This is a genomic window from Ramlibacter sp. (genome assembly GCF_028291745.1).
In the GTDB taxonomy this organism is placed as follows: Bacteria; Pseudomonadota; Gammaproteobacteria; order Burkholderiales; family Burkholderiaceae_C; genus Ramlibacter.
Window position 1 is genome coordinate 15,587 of record NZ_JAQGNQ010000095.1, and the last position, 19,901, is coordinate 35,487.

Consider the following 19,901-nt stretch of genomic DNA (forward strand, 5'->3'; position numbering starts at 1 on the left):
CCTCAGGGTCAGGGGTGGACGGGGGACGGCACCGCGGTTTCCCGCGGCGCGCTGGACTTGCGGCCGTATTCATAGCGGGCCAGGGTGTAGCGGTACACGGAAAGGTGCGGGTCGATGACCGACGGATCGGGCAAGCGGTCATAGAAGCCGTGCTGCACCAGCCAGCGGTGCAGGGCCGGCAGGCGCCATTGGGGCACCGACGGGTACAGGTGGTGTTCGAGGTGGTAGTTGCCGCCGTAGTCGATGAGCGTGAACAGCCAGTGCGTGCGGCTGCGCGTGTTGTGCAGATCGCCCACCCCGGTATGGGCATGCTCGGTGAAGGAGCGCAGGCCCGACAGCCAGCCGCTGACCACCAGCGGCACCGCCACGCAGATCCAGATGGAGCCAGGCAGCAGCGTCTCGACATGGAGGTACGTCAGCAGCCACCCGAGCGCGAACAGCAGGTTCAGCACCGCCAGTGCACGCATCACCGGCGGCCTGAACGGCAACCTCACGTTGGAGATCTCCGGCGGCAGCGGACGCCCGAGAGCGAGGTGGAGCGCGCGTCGGAAATAGTGCGCGTTGGCGCGATTGCGCTGGCCGAACATCCGGCCCCAGAAGGTCCTGTAGCGGCGCAGCAGCCGCAGGTCCGGGTCATGCTCGGTATTGGCGAAGCGGTGATGCGACCAATGGTCGATCGCCATCCCCGACTCGTAGAACACGAGCGTCATCGACGAGAAGAACAGGGCGATGACCGCAGAGACCCTGGGATTGGAATGGAACGTGAGATGGAAGCCGTCGTGCGCCACCCAACCCATGAGGTGCACGCCCTGGCCGGCGATCACGAAGAGCGGAAGGCTCGCTGCCAGGCACCCCCACCATGGCCAGGTGGAGTGCATCCACAGCCAGTAGTTGATGCCCGCGGGGACCAGGAACATCGCCAGCATGAAGGCGATCAGGCCGGAGGCGCCAAGCAATGACTTGCGGGTGAAATGGGCTGGAATCCTCGGCTTCGGCTGCGGGGTGGCGAACGGCTCCTGGGGTTCGAGCTGCATGGGACTTTCCTTCATGGTGGAGGCGATTTGCCGGGACGCGTGAGCGGATGGCGGCGGCAGGTTCAAGGGTGCGCGGCCTGCAGGCGCAGGACCAGCGCGCCGGCACGTTCGGCCCGCTGCTTCAGGCGCGTGGGATGCAGCGGGTAGCCGGCGAAGTCCCGTTGCAGGAGGTGCAGTGCGTGGTGCCGCTGTCCGTTGCGTGCCAGCGCCTGCGCATAGGAGATCGAGAAGCGGGTCCGGTCGATGCCGTAGGACGGCGCCGAGCGGTATGCCTCCTCGAACGACGCGAGTGCACGCTGCCGGCTGCCGCCGACGATGCGGGGGGCACGCAGGTGGAACTGGCCGTGGACGTAGTGGACGAAGGGCTGGTGGGGATCGCGGCGCAGTGCGCATGCCCCCAATGCGCGGAACCGCGGCAACAGCAAGGGCGCCAAGGGCTTGGGCGCCGACAGCAGCCGGAAACCCCAGGCGCGGAACTGCTGAACCTGCATCTCGTGGCTGCCCGGGTCGCTGTGCGACGCGAGCTCCACGAGGCGGAACACCGGTCGCAGGTCCGTCCAGCGGATCATCTCCGGGCCGCGTTCGATCAGGTCCTCGAGCAGGTGCTCCGCGCGCGCGGCCAGATGGCGCGCCGTGACCTGCGCCGCCTCGGCGTTCCATGGCGCTTCGGACTGGAGCACGGCTGCCAGCCGCTCGCGGCAGCTTGCCTTCACGGCGGGCACGCCGTCGCGCTCAAAATCGGCGGGCAGCACCGGCGGCAGCATCACGGCGCTGGCCCGGCTTCCCTTCACGGGCCAGAGCCGGCACTTGGGCAGCACCCGGTGTGTGTCCAGCAGCGCCACCGGCACCAGCGGAACACCCAGCTCCCGCGCGAGATTGAAGGCGCCGAACTTGAACGGCAGCAGGGCCTTGCCGTCGGAGCGGGTGCCTTCCGGGAACACCAGGACGATCCGGCCGTCGGCGATCAGCCGCCGCAGCGCGCGATACGTGCCTTCCCGGTCCGCGGGATCGATTTCCACAGCGCCGCAGGCCAGGTGCAGCCAGGAGCGGAAGATGCCCTTGAAGGCTTTCCTGTTGGTGGGGATGTACAGCTTTTCCCCGTAGTACAGGCGAATCGCATGGGCGAGCAGGAAGTCGTCCATGTAGCTCAGGTGGTTGGCGACGATGACGAAGGGGCCTTTTTCGGGCAGATGCTCGAGGCCGACGATGCGATCGATGTGCTTGCGCATGAAGAACAGGAACAGCCAGGTCACCACCCGGTAGATGGCCCGCAGCACCAGGCACTTGGCCGGCACGGCCGTGTAGTCGGCGTTCAGATCGGGGGAAGTGCCGCCGGGTCCGGGGCGGGGAGCCGGCCGTGCCGGCCGGGCGCTTGGCTGCTGGTTCGACACGTCGGTTCCCCCGTTCTTCTTCGGCCTCGCCGCGCCTCAGGCGACCCTGAGCTGCTCGAGCTCGTTCTCGCGCTCCGCCTGGCCATTCCGCTGCCACTGCACGTACTCGACGAGATCCTTGATCGTCAGGTACTGCAGGCGGTGCGCGCGTGCCATCACTTCCAGCTCCGGCCTGCGCGCCATCTCGCCGTCGGCCTTGATCACTTCGACGATCACGCCGGCCGGCGTCAGACAGCACAGGCGCGAAAGCTCCACGGCAGCTTCGGTATGGCCCTGCCGCTCGATCACCCCGCCGGGACGGGCGATCAGCGGGAACAGATGTCCCGGAGCCTGGAGATCCGAAGCGCCGTATTGCTGCCCGATCACGACCTCGATCGTCTTCGCTCGATCGCTGGCGGAAATGCCCGTGCTCACGCCGTGCGCGGTCGTCGCATCGACGCTGACCGTGAACGCGGTGCCGAGGTGGTCGCCATTGCGTTCGACCATCGGCTTGAGCTGCTTGCGGGCGGCGATCTCCGGGCTGATCGCCAGGCACACCAGGCCGCGGCCGTGCGTGATCATGAAATTGACGGCGATCGCGTCGGCGTAGTCGGCGGCGATGATCAGGTCGCCTTCGTTCTCGCGATCTTCGTCATCGGAGACCAGGACGAATTCGCCCCTGGCATAGGCGGCGAGGGCGAGCTCGGTACGCCGGATGACTTGCTGGAGGTGGGTGTTCAGTGCGTTGCAGTTCATGATGTTTCCTGAGGGTTCGACGGTTGGGTCAAGAAAGACAAAGTGGGTGAGGGTGAGAACGGGTGCTTATGTGCGCGCGGCCTCCCTTTTCATTGCTCAAGGGAGCGCGGCGAGAAGTACTCGTTCCCGATCCCGCGATCGGCTTCGAACTTCGTGTACTCGATGACGGTGCTGTGACCGGTCTGCAGGTTGGCGGCGCTCATGCGCATCGCCTGCCACTTGCCGGCGGAGCCGGCCGGCTTCAGGTCGGCAAAAGTCATCCGCTTGAGCGGCTGGCCGGCGACATCCCAGACGTCGATCTGCACCGCGACGAAGGTGTCCTTGCGCACCCAGGTCAGGCGCCGCGAGTAGCCGCTGTCGGTCTTGACGGATTCCTGCTTCGGCAGCGACTCGATCACGTCGCACGGGACGCCGTCCACCTGCTCCTCGCGGACCAGGCGGTGGGTCCACTCCCCGACCTTGAAGCCGATCATGTCGCCGTAGCTGAAGTCGGTGCCGACGAAGCTGTCCTTCTTGTTGGCCGCGGCGAGCCGCCGGACCTTCTTCAAGGCGGGCAGGTAGACCCACAGGTCGTCGTCCCGATCGGCATGTTCGACCATCAGCGTGGCGGTGCCGTTGATGTCGGACGGTGACAGGAACTTCACCAAACGCATGTTGTCGCTGCCGTTGGGCTGCAGCTTGGTGTAGCTCGAGGTCGTGCGTCGACGCGATTCACCGTTGCGGTTGGTCAGGGTGAAGGTGGCGCTGGAATCGGAGTCGCGTACCTTGATGGCATCGACGCTCTTCTGCATGAGGGCGGCCTCGTCCGTCTCCGCATGGGACAGGCGCGGGACCATCAGCAGCACGCCCGCCGATACGGCGACGCTGATGAACACCTGCCGGGCCAGCGCCATCCGCTTGAGGGACGCGCCGAACATGAACGCGGGCCGCAGCGACAGCACGATGGCCGGAACCAGCGTCAGCGAGGCCAGCGCGCTGACGATCATCGCAACAACGATGAACAGCGACAGCCACAGGTGCACGTTGTATCCGAACGAGAGAGCCAGCACGCCGTAGCCGCCTGCCACCGCGGTGGCGACGAACAGGCATGCCTTGCCGGCGGAGCCCAGGGTGGCCCGCAGGGCCTGTTCAACATTGCTTTGCATCATGATTTGTTCCCGGAAGCGGTAGAGGATGTAGATCGCATAGTCGGCACCGATGCCGACTGCCATCGCGGAAATCAGCGAATTGGGAATGTTCAAGGGAATGCCGAACAGGCCCATCACGCCGAATACGGCAAAGATCGAAAGCAGCACGGGCAGCAGCACGATCAGGCCGCCCAGCACCGAGCTGAAAACCAGAGCGGAAATCAGGAACACGGCCACGCAGATCTGCAGGATGTTGCGCAGCTTGCCGTAGACCATGGCGTCCGAAAGCGCGACGGTCATCGCGGTGTCGCCGCCGAAGGAGACGCGGACACCCGGAGGGAATTCCGCCTTGGCGTAGCGATCGAGGTCCGCGACCAGCCGCTTGACATAGGCGTTGCTGCCCGTCTTCAGCAACACCGTGACCTTGGCGGAGCGATAGTGGTCGTCGACGTACGCATCGAAGTCGCTGGGCTGACCCGAGATCGCGTACAGGAACAGGTACTGCGACACGAGGTCCCGGCCCGTCGGCAGGGCGTCGTACCCGGCGTCGTCGGCGTGCACCGCCCGGTTCATGCGCTTGAGGAAATCGACGATCGACAGCGTCTTCCCCACCTCCGGACGGGTCTCGATGTGGCGTTGGAGGCGTTCGATGGAGGCGAGCACGCCGGGGTCCTTGATCGCGTCCTCGCCCGAACCCTCGACCATCACGTACAAGGTGTTCGTACCCGCCAGGCGGCCGTTCAGGAAGCGGTCGTCGTGCTGGATGTCCAGGCCGCTGGAGAAGTAGTTCTTGCTGTTGTTGTCGACGACCACGTGCTCCATGCCGAACGCCATCAGCGCGACTGCGACGGCGGACAGCCCGTACAGGAGGCGGCGGCCCGACGGGCGAACCACCAGGTCGGCGAGCCGGGCCGGGATCCGGTCCCAGATCCGGGTGGCCGCTTCGCGCAAGCGGTCGCTGTCCGACGGCGGGCGCAGCAGCGAGCGCACGGCCGGTATGAAGGTCATCTCGAGCAGCACCGCGCTGAGGATGCCCACGCCGGTGAAGATGCCGAACGAGCGGATCGTCGGAATATCGAACACGATCAGCGAGAAGAAGCCCAGCGCGGCGACCCCTCCGGCGATCATCATCACGGGGCCGACGCTCGCCATCGAGCCGACGATGGCACCGACGTTGGCTTCGCGCGGGGCCGTGCCCCCGGCACGCAGGCGCTCGTATTCCTCGTAATAGCGCTTGAGCAGCTGCACGGCATGGCCGGCCGCGATGGCGAGAATCAGGATCGGGGTCGGCGAATTGAAGATGTCCAGCGACTGGCGCAGCAGGCCCATCGTCCCCATCCCCCACACCACCGCCATGACTGCCGTGACCAGCGGAAGGATGAGCCCCTGCCTGGTGCGGAAGGCCTCGAAGTGCAGCAGGCCGATCACGAGGATTGCGAGCGGGAAGAGCAGGTTGATCCGCCGGCCGAAGGTCTCTGACTTGGCGATGAAGACCGGGTTGCCGCCCATGGCGATGTCGACGTCCGCACCGGATTCGGCGCGTGCGATGGCCGTGATGGGCGCCAGGAGCTTGTCGACGCCGTCGAAGCCTTCCTTGAGCTCCACCAGGATCGCCGCCGTCTTGAAGTCCCTCGAGACGATGGTGTCCAGGTACACCGGGTTGGCCTGCAGCGCCGCCTTCAGCTGGCTCATCTCGCTGCCGTTCGCCGGCACACGGTCCATCAAGGGCAAGGCATCGAAGCCGTCCGCGTGGCCGGCGATGTTGCGCACCCGCGGCGCGGCCAGGCTCATGAGGTTGCTTTGGACCACCTCCGGCCGGGTGGCCAGCTTCGCCGTCATGCGCTGCACGCGTTCCAGCACGGCTGGCTGGAAGATGTCGCCGTGTTTCGGCGTGACGCCGATCAGCACCATGTACTTGGAGCCGAACCGGTCGTTGATGCGGTCGATGGCCTGGATCGTCGGGCTGCTGCTCGGGACCAGCGCGGACGGATCCACCGTGACCTTCAACTGCGGCGAAAGCAGGCCCAGCACGGCGGTGATGATCGAAATGACCGCGATCACCCACCAGCGGACCCGCAACAACCAATGCGCGTAAGTTTTCAATTTCTGCTCCGGGAGGTGTTGCTTCAGAAGGTCGCAACGGCGCCGTTGCCACGTGCCACGACGGCGCTGGTCCACTGGGTGACGACCTTCAGCTCGTTGCCGAGGAAGTCTTCACGGCACGGCCGCCGCGAGAGCTTTCCGCTGGTGGTCTTGTTGATGCTGCCCCTTTCGACCAGTGCGACGGCATGCGGATGGATGTCGTGCCGGTTCGCGATCGCATCGCGGATGGCCTGGATGATCTGCGGGCCGTTTTCCTTGTCGCGGCGGCCGACTTCCTGCACCACGACGAGCCGCTCTTCACCCTCGTGCTCGATCGAGAAGCAGATGCCGCAATCGGGACGGATGGCCTCGTGGCACTGGTTCACCGTGTCCTCGATGTCCTGCGGATAGTGGTTCACGCCGTGCACGATGATCAGGTCCTTGAGTCGTCCGCTGACGTGGACCTCGCCGCCATGCAGGAAGCCCAGGTCCCCGGTGCGCAGGAACTCGCCCTCGTGGCCGTCGATGCGGACGCGGAAGCTCGCCAGGGTTTCGGTCTCGCGCTGCCAGTAGCCCGCGGCCACCGAAGGGCCGGCCACCAGGATCTCGCCGACGGCATCCTCCGGCAGGGAGGCCAGCGTGACCGGATCCACGATCGCCACGCTGTGTCCCGGCACCGCCGCTCCGCAGCAGACGATGGCCTGCGCGCGGTCGGCTGCATGGTCCTCGGCGCTGGCGACGATCGCGAGTTGATCCCGGGCGTAGGCTTCCTTGTCGATGATGCGCGCCTTGAAGGTGTCGCGGCGCTGCTTGCCGGTCACCATCAGCGTCGTCTCGGCCATGCCGTAGCAGGGATACAGCGAGCGCCTGTCAAAGCCGCACGCGGCAAAGCGCTCGGCGAAGCGCTCCAGCGTGGCGAGCTTGATCGGCTCCGCGCCGCAGAACGCCACTTGCCAGGACGAGAGGTCGAGCTCCTCGATCTCGCTGTCACTGACCTTCTCGATGCACAACTCATAGGCGAAGTTGGGCGCACCGCTGATGGTGCAACGACGCGTCGAAATCTCGCGCAGCCAACGCGAGGGCCGGCGCACGAAGGTCAGCGGGGTCATGAACGCCGCCGGCATGCCGGCGCAGAACGGTGACAGGATGGCGCCGATCAGTCCCATGTCGTGATAAGGCGGCAGCCACGAGAAGAACCGGTCCTGCGGCACATACTGGCCCTGTTCGGCGATCGCGCGCACGTTGGCCATCAGGTTGCCGTGCGTGACCGTCACGCCCTTGGGCGTGCCCGACGAGCCCGACGTGTATTGCAGGAAGGCGAGCTGCTTGCGATCGATGGCGGTCTTGCGCCAGGCATGTTCCAGGCCGTCGAGGGCGCCGTCGGTGGCGAACCATTGCATGCTGGCCAGCGGGTGGCACAGCCGCGTCAGGTCTCCCATCTGCGCCAGCGTGGGTGCATCGGTCAGCGCGATCTTGGCGTGGCAGTCCTGCGCCACGGCACCCAGCCGCGTGTGCAGCCGCGCGTTCAGTGGCGGATAGGCCGGCACCGCAACCATTCCCGCGTACAGGCAGCCGAAGAAGGCGGCCACATAGTCCAGCCCGCCTGGATACAGCAGCAGGACCCGCGCCCCCGGGCTTCCGTGCATCTGCAGCAGCGCCCCGATCTGGCGCGCGCGCCGGTCCAGCGACTCGTGGGTGAGCGTGGATTCGCACGCCCGCTCCGTCGCGTAGTCGACGAAGGTGTAGGCTGGTTGCGCGGGTGTCCGGGCGGCATGCGCGTGCGCGACCTCGACGAGGGTTGCGCAGGCATAGGGCCATTCCGGAACGAGCAGGGAAGCAGGGGCGTGGTTGGGCATGTCGGGTCACCGTCCGTTGAGAAATCAGGAGCCGCCGAGGCGGCGGGGGTCAGGCTTCGAGCTTTACCGGGCGCCCGAAGCTGCGCAGGCTTGAAAGGGAGAAGCCGTGCTTGCGGGCCAGCCGCTGCTGCCGCTGCACTTCGGCCGCGTCGAGCGCGTGGCCCAGGCTCGTGTCCTGCGGATCGCCTTCGAGCGCGAGCAGCATCGTTTCTGCCATGCAGGCGTACGACGTGCCGTCTTCGAGCCCGTACGGTCCGATGCGCGGCCGTCCGGGCAGTGCGACGATCCCGCCGTCGATCACCAACACATCGGGCCGTCGCTGCAGGATCGACTCGCCGATCGAACGCGGCCGCGAGACGTCGCAGATCACCGCGTTGCGCGCCATCAGGTCGGGGTTGAACAGCTGGCCGGGAAAGCTGGTGGCGGCAACGATCACGTCGGCCATCGCCGCGGCCTGGATGCTGGCCGTCAGGATCAGCCGTCCGCTGCTTTCCAGCGCAAGCAGCACTTCTTCGGGAGTGGCGCCGGATGCGCTGTGCTCGACGATCTGCGCCGCCAGCGACGCGGGTTCGACGCCCCGCGATGGATCGGCCAGCGCGTGGCGCACCATGGAGCGGGCAATGGCGAGCAGCCGCTCCCGGCCGATCGCGGGCTCGTGCGCCGGGTTGCCGATCAGCACCAGCCGGGGCGCCCGTTCGGACAGCAGCATGACCATGCATGCGCCGATGGCGCCGGCGGCACCGACCACACCGGCCGTCCTCTCGTCCCAGCGATGGCCGTGGCGCTGCACCACGAGGTCGAGCGCCTCGATCGCGGAGACCACGGTGTACGAATTGCCCGAAGTGAGCTTGACCGTCGGGTTGACCAGCCTTGCACCGCCGCCGCTGACCACGGACGTATAAGCGCCCAGTCCGACGATCGAAGCCCCGCGCCGGCGTGCCAGGGCGACGCCTTTGTTGAGCACGTCCAGCGCCTCGCTCTGCGGCATCTGCTTCAGCTGGGCGGCGGTGTGGCTGATCATGATGAAGTCGCCACGTGCGCGCGCACCGGTCGCCGATTCGATGTCAACCGTCGTGCCGACGACCGGATCAAGCAATCCCGTCATGCTTTCCGAGAACTCGCGCAATTCGTCGCGTTCGAGGGAATCCAGGCTGGTGTCGTATTCGGCATAGCCGGCTTCGTCCAGCGGATGCATCAGGAAGGCGAAGCGCGTCGCCCGGCCGTCGTCCGCGGTCGGCACCGGCGAAGAGGGCGCCGCCGCCGGCGCGGGCAGGGCCGGCGGCGCCTCGCGCCGCAGGATGGCGCGGTAGAAGATGCCCGTCTGGCGGGACGCGAGCACGTCGACCGTGCGCGCGAGCGCATCGGCGACCATCACGCATTGCTCGTGCGTCGCATTCAAGGGCGGCTGCACCCGAAGCACGTTGCCGCCGTTCAATGTCGGCGCGAGCCGCACGTTCTCCACATTGAGCAGGTAGCTGGCGACGAATTGCGCCAGTTCACCCTCTTGCGCGGCGATGCCGAGGAAGTTCTCCGGCCACGGCGCGCGCTCGGTCGTGAAGGAGATGCCGAGCATGAACCCGCGGCCGCGCACTTCGCTCACCAGCCAGGGATGGCGTGCGCGGATCGCCTCGAAGCGTTCGAGCAGGTACTGGCCTTCACGGCGCACGTTTTGCAGCAAGGCGCCATCGTTGCGCGTCAGCAGGTCCAACGTGGCGAGTCCTGCGCGCGCGGCCAGTGCATTGCCGGCAAAGGTCGAGGAATGCTTGAGTGCGAAGCGCTCGCCGTAGGCGCCTTCGCTGCAAAGCGTTGCTCCGATGGGAACCAGGCCGCCGCCCAGGGCCTTCGCCAGCGTGAGGATGTCGGGTTCGACTCCTTCGGTCTCGCAGGCGAACAGCGCGCCCGTCCGCCCGAGGCCGGTCTGCACTTCGTCGACGACCAGCAGCGTGCCGTGTCGTGCGCAGACCTCCTTGGCGGCGCGCAGGTATCCCGGCTCCGCCATGCGCACCCCACCCTCACCCTGGATCGCTTCGACGATGAAGGCGGCGTAGCTGCCGGGGCGGCAGGCCAGCGCAGCTTCGAGCGCGGCGATGTCACCGAAGCCCACCTTGTCGAAACCGTCCAACGGCAGGCCGAATGGCGCCTGGTAGTCGGGATTGCCGGTGGCCGACAGCGCGCCGAAGGTCTTGCCATGGAAACCGCGGTGGGTGGACAGGATGCGCATGCGGCCGGTGGCCTGGCGCGCCAGCTTCAGTGCGACCTCGACTGCCTCGGCACCGCTGTTGGAGAACGTGACGTAGCGCAGGCCGGGCGGTGCCAGTTCGAGCAGGCGTTTTGCCAGTTCCCCGGATGAATGCGAAATCGACGGCTGGCAGAACACGGGCTCGGCGTCGGCGTGCAAGGCCTGTATCGCCTGCCAGATCTCCTGCGGGTGATGGCCGAACGGCAAGGCGCCGTACTGCGCCATGAAGTCCAGATAGCGGCGGCCCTCCTGGTCGAACAGGTAAGCGCCTTCGCCGCGCACGAAAGTGCGGTCGATCTTGAGTTGCTTCAGCTTCGCCGCGAGGTAAGGGTTGACGTGCTTCTCCCATGCCCTTTCGCTCGGCAGGCGCTCGGCAGCGCGCCGCTGCAGGTCTGCGATCGCCTGCAGCAGGCCGTGCGTGTCGGTCACTCCCGACAGAAGATCGGTCGGCACGGGAATGCCGAGCCAGCGCTCGAGTGCGCACACGAGGTCGACCGCTGACAGCGAGTCGATGCCGAAATCGGCGAGCGCCACCCGATCGCCGGCCCACGCCGCCTGGTGGCGCTCGTGGACGTAAGCGGTGAGCCAGGCGACGACGTCGCTTCTCGACTTTGCAATCATGTTCACGCGCAATGCTCCGAAGAAGTGAAGGAGGGGTGGTGCCGCTGGCTGCTTGCCTCTTGGGCCTTCCGGATCACCTCGCACCTGGCGACGATCGCCGCCTTGATTGCGTGAAACAGGTCCCGCGCTTGCGCGGGCGGAAGGTATTGCACTGGCCGAGCTGCGCTCTTGTAGGAAACGGGGACCATTGCGTGCTCCTTGTCTGCAGGTGGGATCGTGCTTTCCCGATGCAGCCAACTCTAGGCGACGCCATCGCAAAGACGATCGACCGATCGGGTTACGCACAACGAGAGGTGCGCAGGAGCGTTGGCCGCTTGGTGCGCTGCCCGTTTCACTTGCGATCGACGCAGGCCACGGCTTCGGTGGCGCATGCGTGCTGCTCAATTGCCAGCGCAAGCCGCACGGCCGCGCAGGATCCCCGCAGGGAGTGGCGCTATATTTCGGCGCCATGATCGCGAAACCCGAATTCCTCGACCGCCGCGGACAGCCGCTGCAGCACCCGCGCTGCACGCGCGCAGACAGAGGGAGGCGGCGTGCGGCGCGCGAAGGGCGGACGATGCTTCGCTGGCAGCTGGCCGTGCTGGCCTGCTGCGTGGCAGGAAGTGCGGTGGCCGCCGAGGACGAGAGCCGCACCGGCTTGCGCGAGTGGCTGAACGCGAGCGGGTCGTTGCGGGGCGCGTACTTCAGTTCATCGCGCGAGCTGGACGACCGGCAGAATCTCGGGGCCGCGTCGGTGTGGTTGCGGGCCGCGCCGAAGCTTGGCGACGCGGCCACCATGACGCTGGAAGGATGGTCGCGCGACGACGGAGGCCGACGCCAGAGCCATTTGCGCGAGGGCTACATCAACGTGCGATCGGGCCCCGTCGATCTGCGCGTCGGACAGCAGATCATCGCGTGGGGCCGTGCCGACGAATTGAACCCGACCGACAACCTGAGTCCGCGCGACTTCACGTTGCTGACACCCGAGAGCGACGACCAGCGACTGGGCACCGCGGCTGCGCGCCTGACCTACCACTTCGGCGACTACGCGATGACGGCCATCTGGCTGCCAAGCTTCCGTTCCAACGTGATTCCCATCCCCCACACGCCGGGCGTCGACGTCGCACGGCAAGTGCCGGACGGACAAGGGGCAGCATTCAAGCTGGAACGCTCAGGCACGCGCTGGGAAGGGTCGCTATCGTTCTACGACGGCCTCGATGTGAATCCCGATCTGGTTTTTCTCGGGGTGAACCAGAACGCGGCGGACCTGGCGCTGCGCAACCATCGCATCCGCGTGTTCGGGGGCGACGTCGCAACGGTGGCGGGGCCGTGGGGGCTGCGGGGCGAGGCGGCGTATACCTGGACGAGCTACGACCCCGTGATGCGGCCACTCGTGAAGAAACCCTTCTTCTATGGCGTCGCCGGCGCAGACCGCACATTCGACAACGGCATCTACGTCAATGTGCAGTACTACCTGCGCCATATCAGCAACTTCCAAGACCCGGGAGGCATCGGCGATCCGTTGCTGCGTGAGATCGCGGTGCAAAGCGCGTTGACGGTGAACCAGCGCGACCGCTTCGAGCACGGCCTGAGTCTGCGCTTGTCGGACAAGTGGTTCAACAACACGCTCGAAGCCGAACTCGCGGCGGTGGTTTCGCTGACCCGCGGCGATCAGGTGTGGCGGCCGAAGGTGATCTATGCGATCAACGACCAGCTGAAGCTGACCGTCGGAGTGGATGTGTTCGCTGGCGGCTCAAACACCTTCTATGGGCGCCTGCGCGACAACTCGGCCTTCTACGTCGAGATGAAATACGGACTTTGAGCATCCTCGCAGGGGGTGAGCCCCTGCGCTGCAATGCCAATCTGCTCATTCGAGCGAGGGCAGCGGCGCGCCTCCGCCGCTCGTGAGCAGGCCCGTGCGGCTGTAGATGCCCAGCTTGTCGCGCGTGTCCGCGACGGCCGGATCGCTGCCGATCTCCGATGCCCTTGCGACCACGCGCAGCCAGCCGGGGCCACCTGGCACGGCGACGCTGGGAGCGAATGTCTCATCCCAGCCGTCATAAGGCTCCGGCACAGGGGACAAGCGCCATTGGCCGCGTTCATGCTGAAAGCAGACCCACTGCGTCTCATCGTCCAGCGCCCGGTAGTGGATCGAAGTGCCAAGTAGCAGTCCCGGGGCCTAATAGGGCGCATTGCCAAGCAGCGCCGGCCCGGCGGCCGGAACGGGTGGCAATTCGATTCCGCAATCCGGGCGCGCCATTGCAGGCGTAACTGGGCGCGAGCCGATGGAAGAGCATCTCCCGCCCATTCAGTCACGTGCCCTCACTCCGCCCGTTTCAGCCGTAACGCCCGACGCGCCGGATGTCATCGCGGCGTCGGCGCCGGTCGCCAATCTGGCGAGCACCGACAACCTCCCCGCGAAACCTCTGAAAGGCTGAACCCATCATGGGCAAGACAACTGCCACAACTTCACGTGTCGCGAGCTTGCTCGCCGGCGTCCTGGTCATGCTGAGCGCGCAAGCTGCGGACATGACCCAGGACAGCGGATCACCCGTTGGCGACAACGAGAATTCGCAGACGGCGGGACCCTCGGGTCCGGTGCTGCTGCAGGACTCCCACCTGATCGAGAAGCTGCAGCGCTTCGATCGCGAGCGGATCCCCGAGCGCGTCGTCCACGCGCGCGGCACCGGCATCTTCGGCGAGTTCGTGCCGACGGCGAACATCAGTTCGCTGACCACCGCGCAGGTCTTCGCGCCCGGCACGAAGACCCCCGTGTTCGTCCGCTTCTCCACCGTGATGGGCTATCGCGGCTCGCCGGAGCAGGCACGCGACCCGCGCGGCTTTGCCGTCAAGTTCTACACGCAGCAAGGCAATTGGGACATCGTCGGCATCAACCACCCGGTGTTCTTCATTCGCGACGCCATCAAGTTCCCGGACTTCGTGCACGCGAACAAGCCGTCGGCAGTGACGGGTGTCCAGGACCCGAACCTCGCGTTCGACTTCTTCGCGAACACGCCGGAAGCGACCCACATGCTGACGCGCCTGTACAGCCTGGTGGGGATGCCGGACTCGTATCGCCGCATGGACGGCTTCGGCGTGCACGCGTTCAAGTTCGTCAATGCCAAGGGTGAAGTCCACTACGTGAAGTTCCATTGGAAGAGCCACCAGGGCCTGCAGGGCATCCGGGCGCAGGACGTCAAACCCTCGATCGGTGCAAACTGGAACCTGATGACCGACGATCTCTACAACGCGGTCAAGGCGCGCGACTTTCCGCAATGGGACCTGTACGTCCAGGTGCTCGCGCCGCAGGACCTCGCCAGGTTCGATTTCGACGCGCTGGACGACACCAAGGTGTGGCCGTCGACCATCCCCGAGCAGAACGTCGGAACGATGACCCTCAACCGCATTCCCGACAACTACTTCGACTCGACGGAGCAATCGGCGTTCGACCCTTCGCGATTGGTGCCTGGCATCGAGCCCTCCGAGGACCGGATGTTGCAGGGCCGCCTGTTCTCGTACACCGACACGCAGATGTACCGGATCGGTGCGAACTACCAGCAGTTGCCGATCAATCGCCCGCGCGTGGCGGTGAACAATTTCAACCAGGACGGCGCGATGAACGCAGGCGACCGCAAGGGCGAAGTGAACTACGAACCTTCGACGATCAACGAGCTCGGCGCGCAGGACAAGTACAGGTACCTGCGGACCCCGCTCACGGGCACGACGCAGCTGGCGCCGATCAGCAAGCCGCTGGATTTCCGCCAGGCCGGCGAGTACTACCGGTCCCTGTCGGAAGCGGGCAAGGCCGACCTCGTCACGGCATTGTCGGCTGACCTGAACGGCGTCAGGAACGAGTCCAACAAGTACACGATGCTCTCGTATTTCTACAAGGCCGATGCGGATTACGGCGCGCGTCTCGCCCGCGCGACGCACGCCGACGCAGCCCGTGTGCAGAGCGCGGCGGCACGCCTGGCGGACAACTGATCGACGGCCCGCAGGTCTTCATTCACGCCTGCCCCCTTGCCGGAGAACGGGATGCGACACCTTCATGCCTTGCGCCACGTCGCTCGCGCAGTGACAGTGCTTGCCGTGGGAGCGCTGGCCCTGGCGGCTGCCGCGCAACCCCAGCCCATGCCGGGGGGCGCTTCTTCCCGTTCCGAGGGCACGGGCGTGGCGCAGTATGCCGATGAGTGGTTTGCCGCGGCGCGAGCGGGCCGCGTGGACATCCTGCAGGCGCTGCTCGACGCCCACTTTGCGCTCGAGACGGCGACGCCCGAAGGCCACACGGCGCTGATTCTTGCCGCGTACAACGCGCATCCGGATGCCCTGAAGCTCCTCATGTCGGCGGGCGCGAACGCCTGCGCCGCCGACAGGAACGGCAACAGCGCGCTGATGGGTGCGCTGTTCAAGGGCGAGACCGGCATCGCGAAGATGCTGCTGGATACGCGCTGCGACATCGACCAAACCAACAACGCCGGGGAAACCGCGCTCGCGTTTGCCGCGCTCTTCGGGCGGCTGGACATGCTTCCGCTGCTCGTTGCGCGCGGGGCCGACCCGAACCACGTCGATGCGCGCGGCGGCACGCCCCTGCAGATGGCGATCGCGCAGCGCAACACGACGGCTGCGGAGGCTTTGCGCACGGTCGGTGCGACGCATTAGCGAGGGTGCACGAATTCTTCAGGGCGGGATTCGCCAGCACATAGCGCCCGAGCCGCACCGGGCTCTGCGCGATCATCATTGCAAGCGTGAACAGCGCCGCGCCCCCTGCCGCATCTCCGATCTCGTCGACCGCGTTGCCGACCACTGCCGGGAGGTCCTCGTTCAAACGTTCTCGACGCGCAGGACTTCGACATCTTCCTCCAGGGATCGTACGGGAACGAAACGAACATTTTTGCGGACAGCGACGTCGACATCGTGATCCGTCTCAGGCAGACGTACTACTCCGACCTCCAATACCTGACAGAGAGCGCGCGTCGATTGGGCATCCCCAGCGGCGTGCTCACATTCATCGCAAATTCTTCTCGAAAAACGCGATTGACTCTTGTGCAAGGCGGTCCAGGAACGCAGGCCGGTCGAAGCCTTTCGGGTCGCTGGCCACGCTGCCGTCCGGTGAGGGTAGATCCATCGTCGGCGTGTCCATGAACGCGTAGTGTCCGGCATTGGGCACGAGTTGCAGCGTTGTGCTGGCGCCGCGCATGTTCTGCATGACCCATTGCGCGTGGAAGCGCGGCACGAGAAAGGTGTCTTTTTCGCCAGCGTAAATAGCCACCGGAACGGTGATCGATGCCAGCGACGACGCGCTGAATGCCACCCCCATCGGCGCCAACGCCATCACTGCCCGCACTCGTGGATCGGCCTGCACTGGCTCTTCCTGCCCGTCCGCGGTGGCGCTTGCCTGCACTGAGGCGCCGCCGGTGGCGCGGCTCATGTTGCACAGGACGGGGTCCAGCTCCGCTTCGGTCTCGCAATGCGTGCGCATGCGCGAGAGCACCGGCTTGCCGCCTGCCAGCGCCAGTACCGTGTAACCGCCAGCCGAATGGCCCAGTGCACCGATCAGCGGGCGCCCGTCGGCACCATGGGCAATGCCAGGGCTCCATTGCGGGTCGGCGAGCAACGTGTCGATCACGCGCGATACCTGGCGCGGCCGCTCGGCAAAGTAGCGCCGCGGCGTGGCACGCATCGACTGGTCCTGCCAGGTATCGCCCACGTGCTCGACACTGGCAACCAGGTAGCCGTCGCGCGCCAGCGCTTGCGCCAGCGTGGCAAAGCCAAGATCGACGGAGGCCGTGCCATGACTTATCAAGATGAGGCCCTTGAATTTCGTCTCCGGTGCTCCGTTGATGGCCACTGTCTGCGGGAACGGCCCCATGGGGATCAACCGGGCCGCATCAGGCGTCGGGTAATAGAGCGCGAAGTGCGCCGGCTTGTCATTCGCCGCGCTGGCGGCCACCGTCATCCGGCGAAATCCCACCTCGGAGGCGTTGGCGGCAGGCTGCAGCAGCGACAAGCAGGCTGCTGCCATCACCAAGGGGAGGGCACGGAAATCAAACGTGGAGCGGGCGAGCATGGTGGATGCCTTTCGGATTTGGCGGCGCTGCCGGGGGGATGCGCAAACGGAGTATCCAGGCCCTTCGCGCGCCGTCGCTGGCCGTGCGACGAAATGGGTCTCGGACGGCGCCGGATGCAGAAAATGGCCGTAAAGGTCGGAAGCGGACATGAGGGGAGTGCGCGCCCCGAGGCAGAATGCCGCATGGACAGCCTTGGTCACGCTTTGGTCGCGAACTACCAGTTCCTCGCCAAGTACAACCGCTGGTTCAATGGCCGCCTGTTCGATGCGTGTGAGCAGCTTTCCGATGCGGATCGTCGCCGCAATCGCGGCGCATTCTTCGGTTCGATCAGCTCTTCCCTGAACCACCTGCTGTGGGCGGACCGCTTGTGGCTAGGACGGTTCGCAGCGCAAGGCGTCTCTTTCCCTGCACTGACTTCCGAACTGCTGGAATTGCCCGCAGGTGCCCTTCATGGCGCCGTCATTCACGAAGAATGGGCACAGTTGCGCAAAGCGCGAGAAGCGCTTGATGCCGCGATCGAGGCGTGGGTGCGGGACATGCCTGCCCATTTCCTCACCCGGAACATCCGGTACAGCAACACCAAAGGTGTTCTGCGAGAGCATCCCGCCTGGCAGGCGCTGACCCACTTTTTCAACCACCAGGCGCACCATCGCGGCCAGGTCACGACGCTGCTCTCGCAGGCTGGCGTGGACGTGGGTTTGACGGACATCATCGCGCTGGCCTGAACCCTGGATGCCTGCTCCCGGCCAGGAGCAGCATTGGCCTTGCATGCGACACGACATGTCGCCGCCGCCAGGATGATGTGCCGCTTAAGGAGGACACCGCATGCACGCCATCTGCCTGCATGGCTTTGCGAGGGAAAGACATTTTCGAGCGACTGGCACGCCAGGCAAGCGGCGGCGCGCCGGCTAAGTCTGTCCGCGCTCAAAGCGGGAAGCTGAGGTATTGCCTGGAGGCCACATGAAGATCAGTCCAGACGCGAACACGCAAGCGCAAGTCGACATAGCGATCACGATCGGGATAGGAATGGCCGGGCAAAAGAACCTCGACGGCATCAGCAGCGACAACGTCCGGTTCGCCGAACTCAAGGACCGGGAGCACGCCTAGGTCCGGTCTGGTGATGGCGCCTTGCGCAACAAAGTCGAAGAGCTGCAAGGGCAGGTCGTCGGCCTCGCGAAGGAGAGGGATGCGCTGCGCGCGCGTAGTCGTGCGCAGCCGGGTGCTCCTCGAATGGACGCACGGCAACGAGGTGTTCAGCGCATCCTTCGCCGGTGTTGGTTGGAGCGGCCTGAGTTTCCCCCGAAAAAGCCCGGCTCGGCGGGCTTCACGGGTCGCCAGACACGAGCGGCTTAGGAGGAGCGCGCCAAGTTGGTTTTGCGAGCGATTCGGCATGCACTTCGCCCTGACGAGAGATGGACGTACGATCGCCAGCATGACTTTTGACAGGCGGGGACTCGTCGCCGGCGCGGGGTGGCTTGCGCTGGCCGGTTTGGCCGGCTGTGCCGCGCCAGCGAAATACGGCAGCCAGGAAGCCTCCGTTCCACGGCTCTCACCGATGTCCGACCTGCAGGCCAGCGAAGCGGCCTTCATGGCGCTGGGCCTCGTAGGGACGCCCTACCGCTACGGTGGAAACACGCCGGAGGCCGGGTTCGACTGCAGCGGCCTGATTGGCTACGTGTACAGGCAATCGGCAGGGATTGCACCGCCGCGAACCGTGGCACAGATCAGCCGCTGGGGGCAGTCCGTGAGCGCCGGTGCGTTGCGCGCAGGGGACCTGCTGATCTTCGGCGAAGGTGGATCTCCGTCGCACGCCGCAATCCACGCAGGGGAGTCGCGCTTCGTGCACGCGCCAAGCACGGGAGGAACCGTTCGCCTGAACGGCTTCAACGAGCGGTATTGGAAGACCCGTCTTCTCGATTTCCGTCGGGCTTGAGCTTCGCGGCTCGCTACTGAACCAGGCATCGCTCGCAATAGGCTGGTCCCATGCGTCGCGTGCACTCGTCCTGCAGCCCGATGGATGAGCGCTGCTGGAACAAGGCTCTGTACGGATAACACTGCGGATCCGCCTCCATGGCGGCGATGGGATTGCCCTGCGGCAGCGATGAGCAGCCGACCGTGATCAGGGCGGCCGCGACGGCCAGGAATGGACGGATGTTCATGGCCATCTCGTGGACTGGGCGGCCAGCTTACACCTGGCGGAGCCTTGAAGGTAGGCAGTCCGTGAATCCATGCGGAAGCAGCCTGCGACGGCAGCCTGGCGTCTGAATCACCGCATTCCGCTCCCGGCCCATAGCCGCCTAGACGCACCGCACGTTCACGATCTCAGAGGCCGCTCGGGTGAACTCGCGGCCGGAAGCCCCGCCCAAAGGTCCTCACCGTCGATGCAGGCGTCAGCACGCTTACCGCTACAGCGGGTGCCTCCACCGGCCTGTCGTAGCCTTCGAACGACCAACGGCGTACCTCGGTCGCGCTCGCTACGAGCCAGGCGTCACCAGCCCATTCGACAAGCACCCCGAAGGGGAGCTCCGACACAGGCGCGGTAAACGTCACCTTCCCGTTCGACGCAGTCCTAGATGCGCGCTCTGCATGCAGTTGGCGATCCAGGGCTGACAAAGAGAATCGCTCCAGCCGATCTTCGGGAACGTTCGCCGCCTTCCAGGCGTCTCGGAACTCCAAGTGTCGTGCCCTCTGGCATTCTCCGCAAGGACGATGCCCTGCGGCGAACGCAGTGGCCTCGTCCAGAAAGAACAGCTTCGAATAGTGCCCTGG

General features: G+C 66.1%; 15 protein-coding genes. 6 read left to right on the plus strand and 9 right to left on the minus strand.

Annotation, left to right across the window (positions count from 1 at the left end; all coding sequences use genetic code 11):
• Positions 1-8: 8 nt before the first annotated feature.
• The 6 genes from JWP60_RS17855 to JWP60_RS17880 all read right to left on the minus strand — a co-directional run bounded on the left by JWP60_RS17855 (position 9) and on the right by JWP60_RS17880 (position 11,595).
• Complete coding sequence (locus JWP60_RS17855; RefSeq protein WP_299794429.1) at positions 9-1,034, minus strand: fatty acid desaturase; 1,026 nt, start codon at positions 1,032-1,034, stop codon at positions 9-11.
• 62 nt (positions 1,035-1,096) lie between these two features.
• Positions 1,097-2,425, minus strand: coding sequence for a lysophospholipid acyltransferase family protein (locus JWP60_RS17860; protein ID WP_299794431.1), 1,329 nt, complete (start codon positions 2,423-2,425; stop codon positions 1,097-1,099).
• Positions 2,426-2,461: 36 nt separating this feature from the next.
• Positions 2,462-3,160 (minus strand): 3,4-dihydroxy-2-butanone-4-phosphate synthase, encoded by a 699-nt coding sequence (gene ribB, locus JWP60_RS17865; RefSeq protein ID WP_299794435.1) that lies wholly within the window; start codon positions 3,158-3,160, stop codon positions 2,462-2,464.
• 89 nt (positions 3,161-3,249) lie between these two features.
• Entirely contained in the window at positions 3,250-6,390 is a 3,141-nt protein-coding gene (locus JWP60_RS17870; protein ID WP_299794438.1) for an efflux RND transporter permease subunit, read from the minus strand.
• 23 nt (positions 6,391-6,413) lie between these two features.
• Positions 6,414-8,225, minus strand: coding sequence for a fatty acyl-AMP ligase (locus JWP60_RS17875; protein ID WP_299794441.1), 1,812 nt, complete (start codon positions 8,223-8,225; stop codon positions 6,414-6,416).
• Between the two features lie 49 nt (positions 8,226-8,274).
• Positions 8,275-11,595: an aminotransferase class III-fold pyridoxal phosphate-dependent enzyme gene (locus JWP60_RS17880; RefSeq protein ID WP_299794443.1), complete on the minus strand. Its 3,321-nt coding sequence runs from the start codon at positions 11,593-11,595 to the stop codon at positions 8,275-8,277.
• On the opposite strand from JWP60_RS17880, the gene JWP60_RS17885 reads away from it, so the two are divergent.
• Positions 11,534-12,886 (plus strand): DUF1302 family protein, encoded by a 1,353-nt coding sequence (locus tag JWP60_RS17885; protein WP_299794446.1) that lies wholly within the window; start codon positions 11,534-11,536, stop codon positions 12,884-12,886. The two genes, JWP60_RS17880 and JWP60_RS17885, sit on opposite strands and share 62 nt — an antisense overlap.
• Positions 12,887-12,931: 45 nt before the next feature.
• On the opposite strand, the gene JWP60_RS17890 is transcribed toward JWP60_RS17885, so the two are convergent.
• Entirely contained in the window at positions 12,932-13,087 is a 156-nt protein-coding gene (locus JWP60_RS17890; protein WP_299794449.1) for a hypothetical protein, read from the minus strand.
• Between the two features lie 482 nt (positions 13,088-13,569).
• Here JWP60_RS17890 and JWP60_RS17895 point away from each other — a divergent pair, with 482 nt between their 5' ends.
• Both JWP60_RS17895 and JWP60_RS17900 read left to right on the plus strand, forming a co-directional pair.
• On the plus strand, positions 13,570-15,048 hold the full coding sequence (locus JWP60_RS17895) for a catalase (protein WP_299794452.1): 1,479 nt from the start codon (positions 13,570-13,572) through the stop codon (positions 15,046-15,048).
• A gap of 147 nt (positions 15,049-15,195) precedes the next feature.
• Positions 15,196-15,723 carry an ankyrin repeat domain-containing protein gene (locus JWP60_RS17900; RefSeq protein WP_299794483.1) on the plus strand — a complete coding sequence of 176 codons (528 nt, stop codon included), beginning with the start codon at positions 15,196-15,198 and terminating at the stop codon, positions 15,721-15,723.
• Positions 15,724-16,069: 346 nt separating this feature from the next.
• Here the strand turns inward: JWP60_RS17900 and JWP60_RS17905 are convergent, their stop codons facing one another.
• Positions 16,070-17,131 carry a dienelactone hydrolase gene (locus tag JWP60_RS17905; protein WP_299794455.1) on the minus strand — a complete coding sequence of 354 codons (1,062 nt, stop codon included), beginning with the start codon at positions 17,129-17,131 and terminating at the stop codon, positions 16,070-16,072.
• Between the two features lie 183 nt (positions 17,132-17,314).
• Between JWP60_RS17905 and JWP60_RS17910 the strand changes: the two genes are divergently transcribed.
• The 3 genes from JWP60_RS17910 (at position 17,315) to JWP60_RS17920 (ending at position 19,065) form a co-directional block, all read left to right on the plus strand.
• Positions 17,315-17,857: a DinB family protein gene (locus JWP60_RS17910; RefSeq protein WP_299794458.1), complete on the plus strand. Its 543-nt coding sequence runs from the start codon at positions 17,315-17,317 to the stop codon at positions 17,855-17,857.
• 235 nt (positions 17,858-18,092) lie between these two features.
• On the plus strand, positions 18,093-18,239 hold the full coding sequence (locus JWP60_RS17915) for a hypothetical protein (protein ID WP_299794461.1): 147 nt from the start codon (positions 18,093-18,095) through the stop codon (positions 18,237-18,239).
• 325 nt (positions 18,240-18,564) lie between these two features.
• The gene (locus JWP60_RS17920; protein ID WP_299794464.1) at positions 18,565-19,065 is read left to right on the plus strand and encodes a C40 family peptidase; all 501 of its coding nucleotides are present in this window, start codon (positions 18,565-18,567) and stop codon (positions 19,063-19,065) included.
• Between the two features lie 13 nt (positions 19,066-19,078).
• On the opposite strand, the gene JWP60_RS17925 is transcribed toward JWP60_RS17920, so the two are convergent.
• Positions 19,079-19,291, minus strand: a complete 213-nt coding sequence (locus tag JWP60_RS17925) for a hypothetical protein (protein ID WP_299794467.1) — start codon at positions 19,289-19,291, stop codon at positions 19,079-19,081.
• Positions 19,292-19,901: the final 610 nt, after the last annotated feature.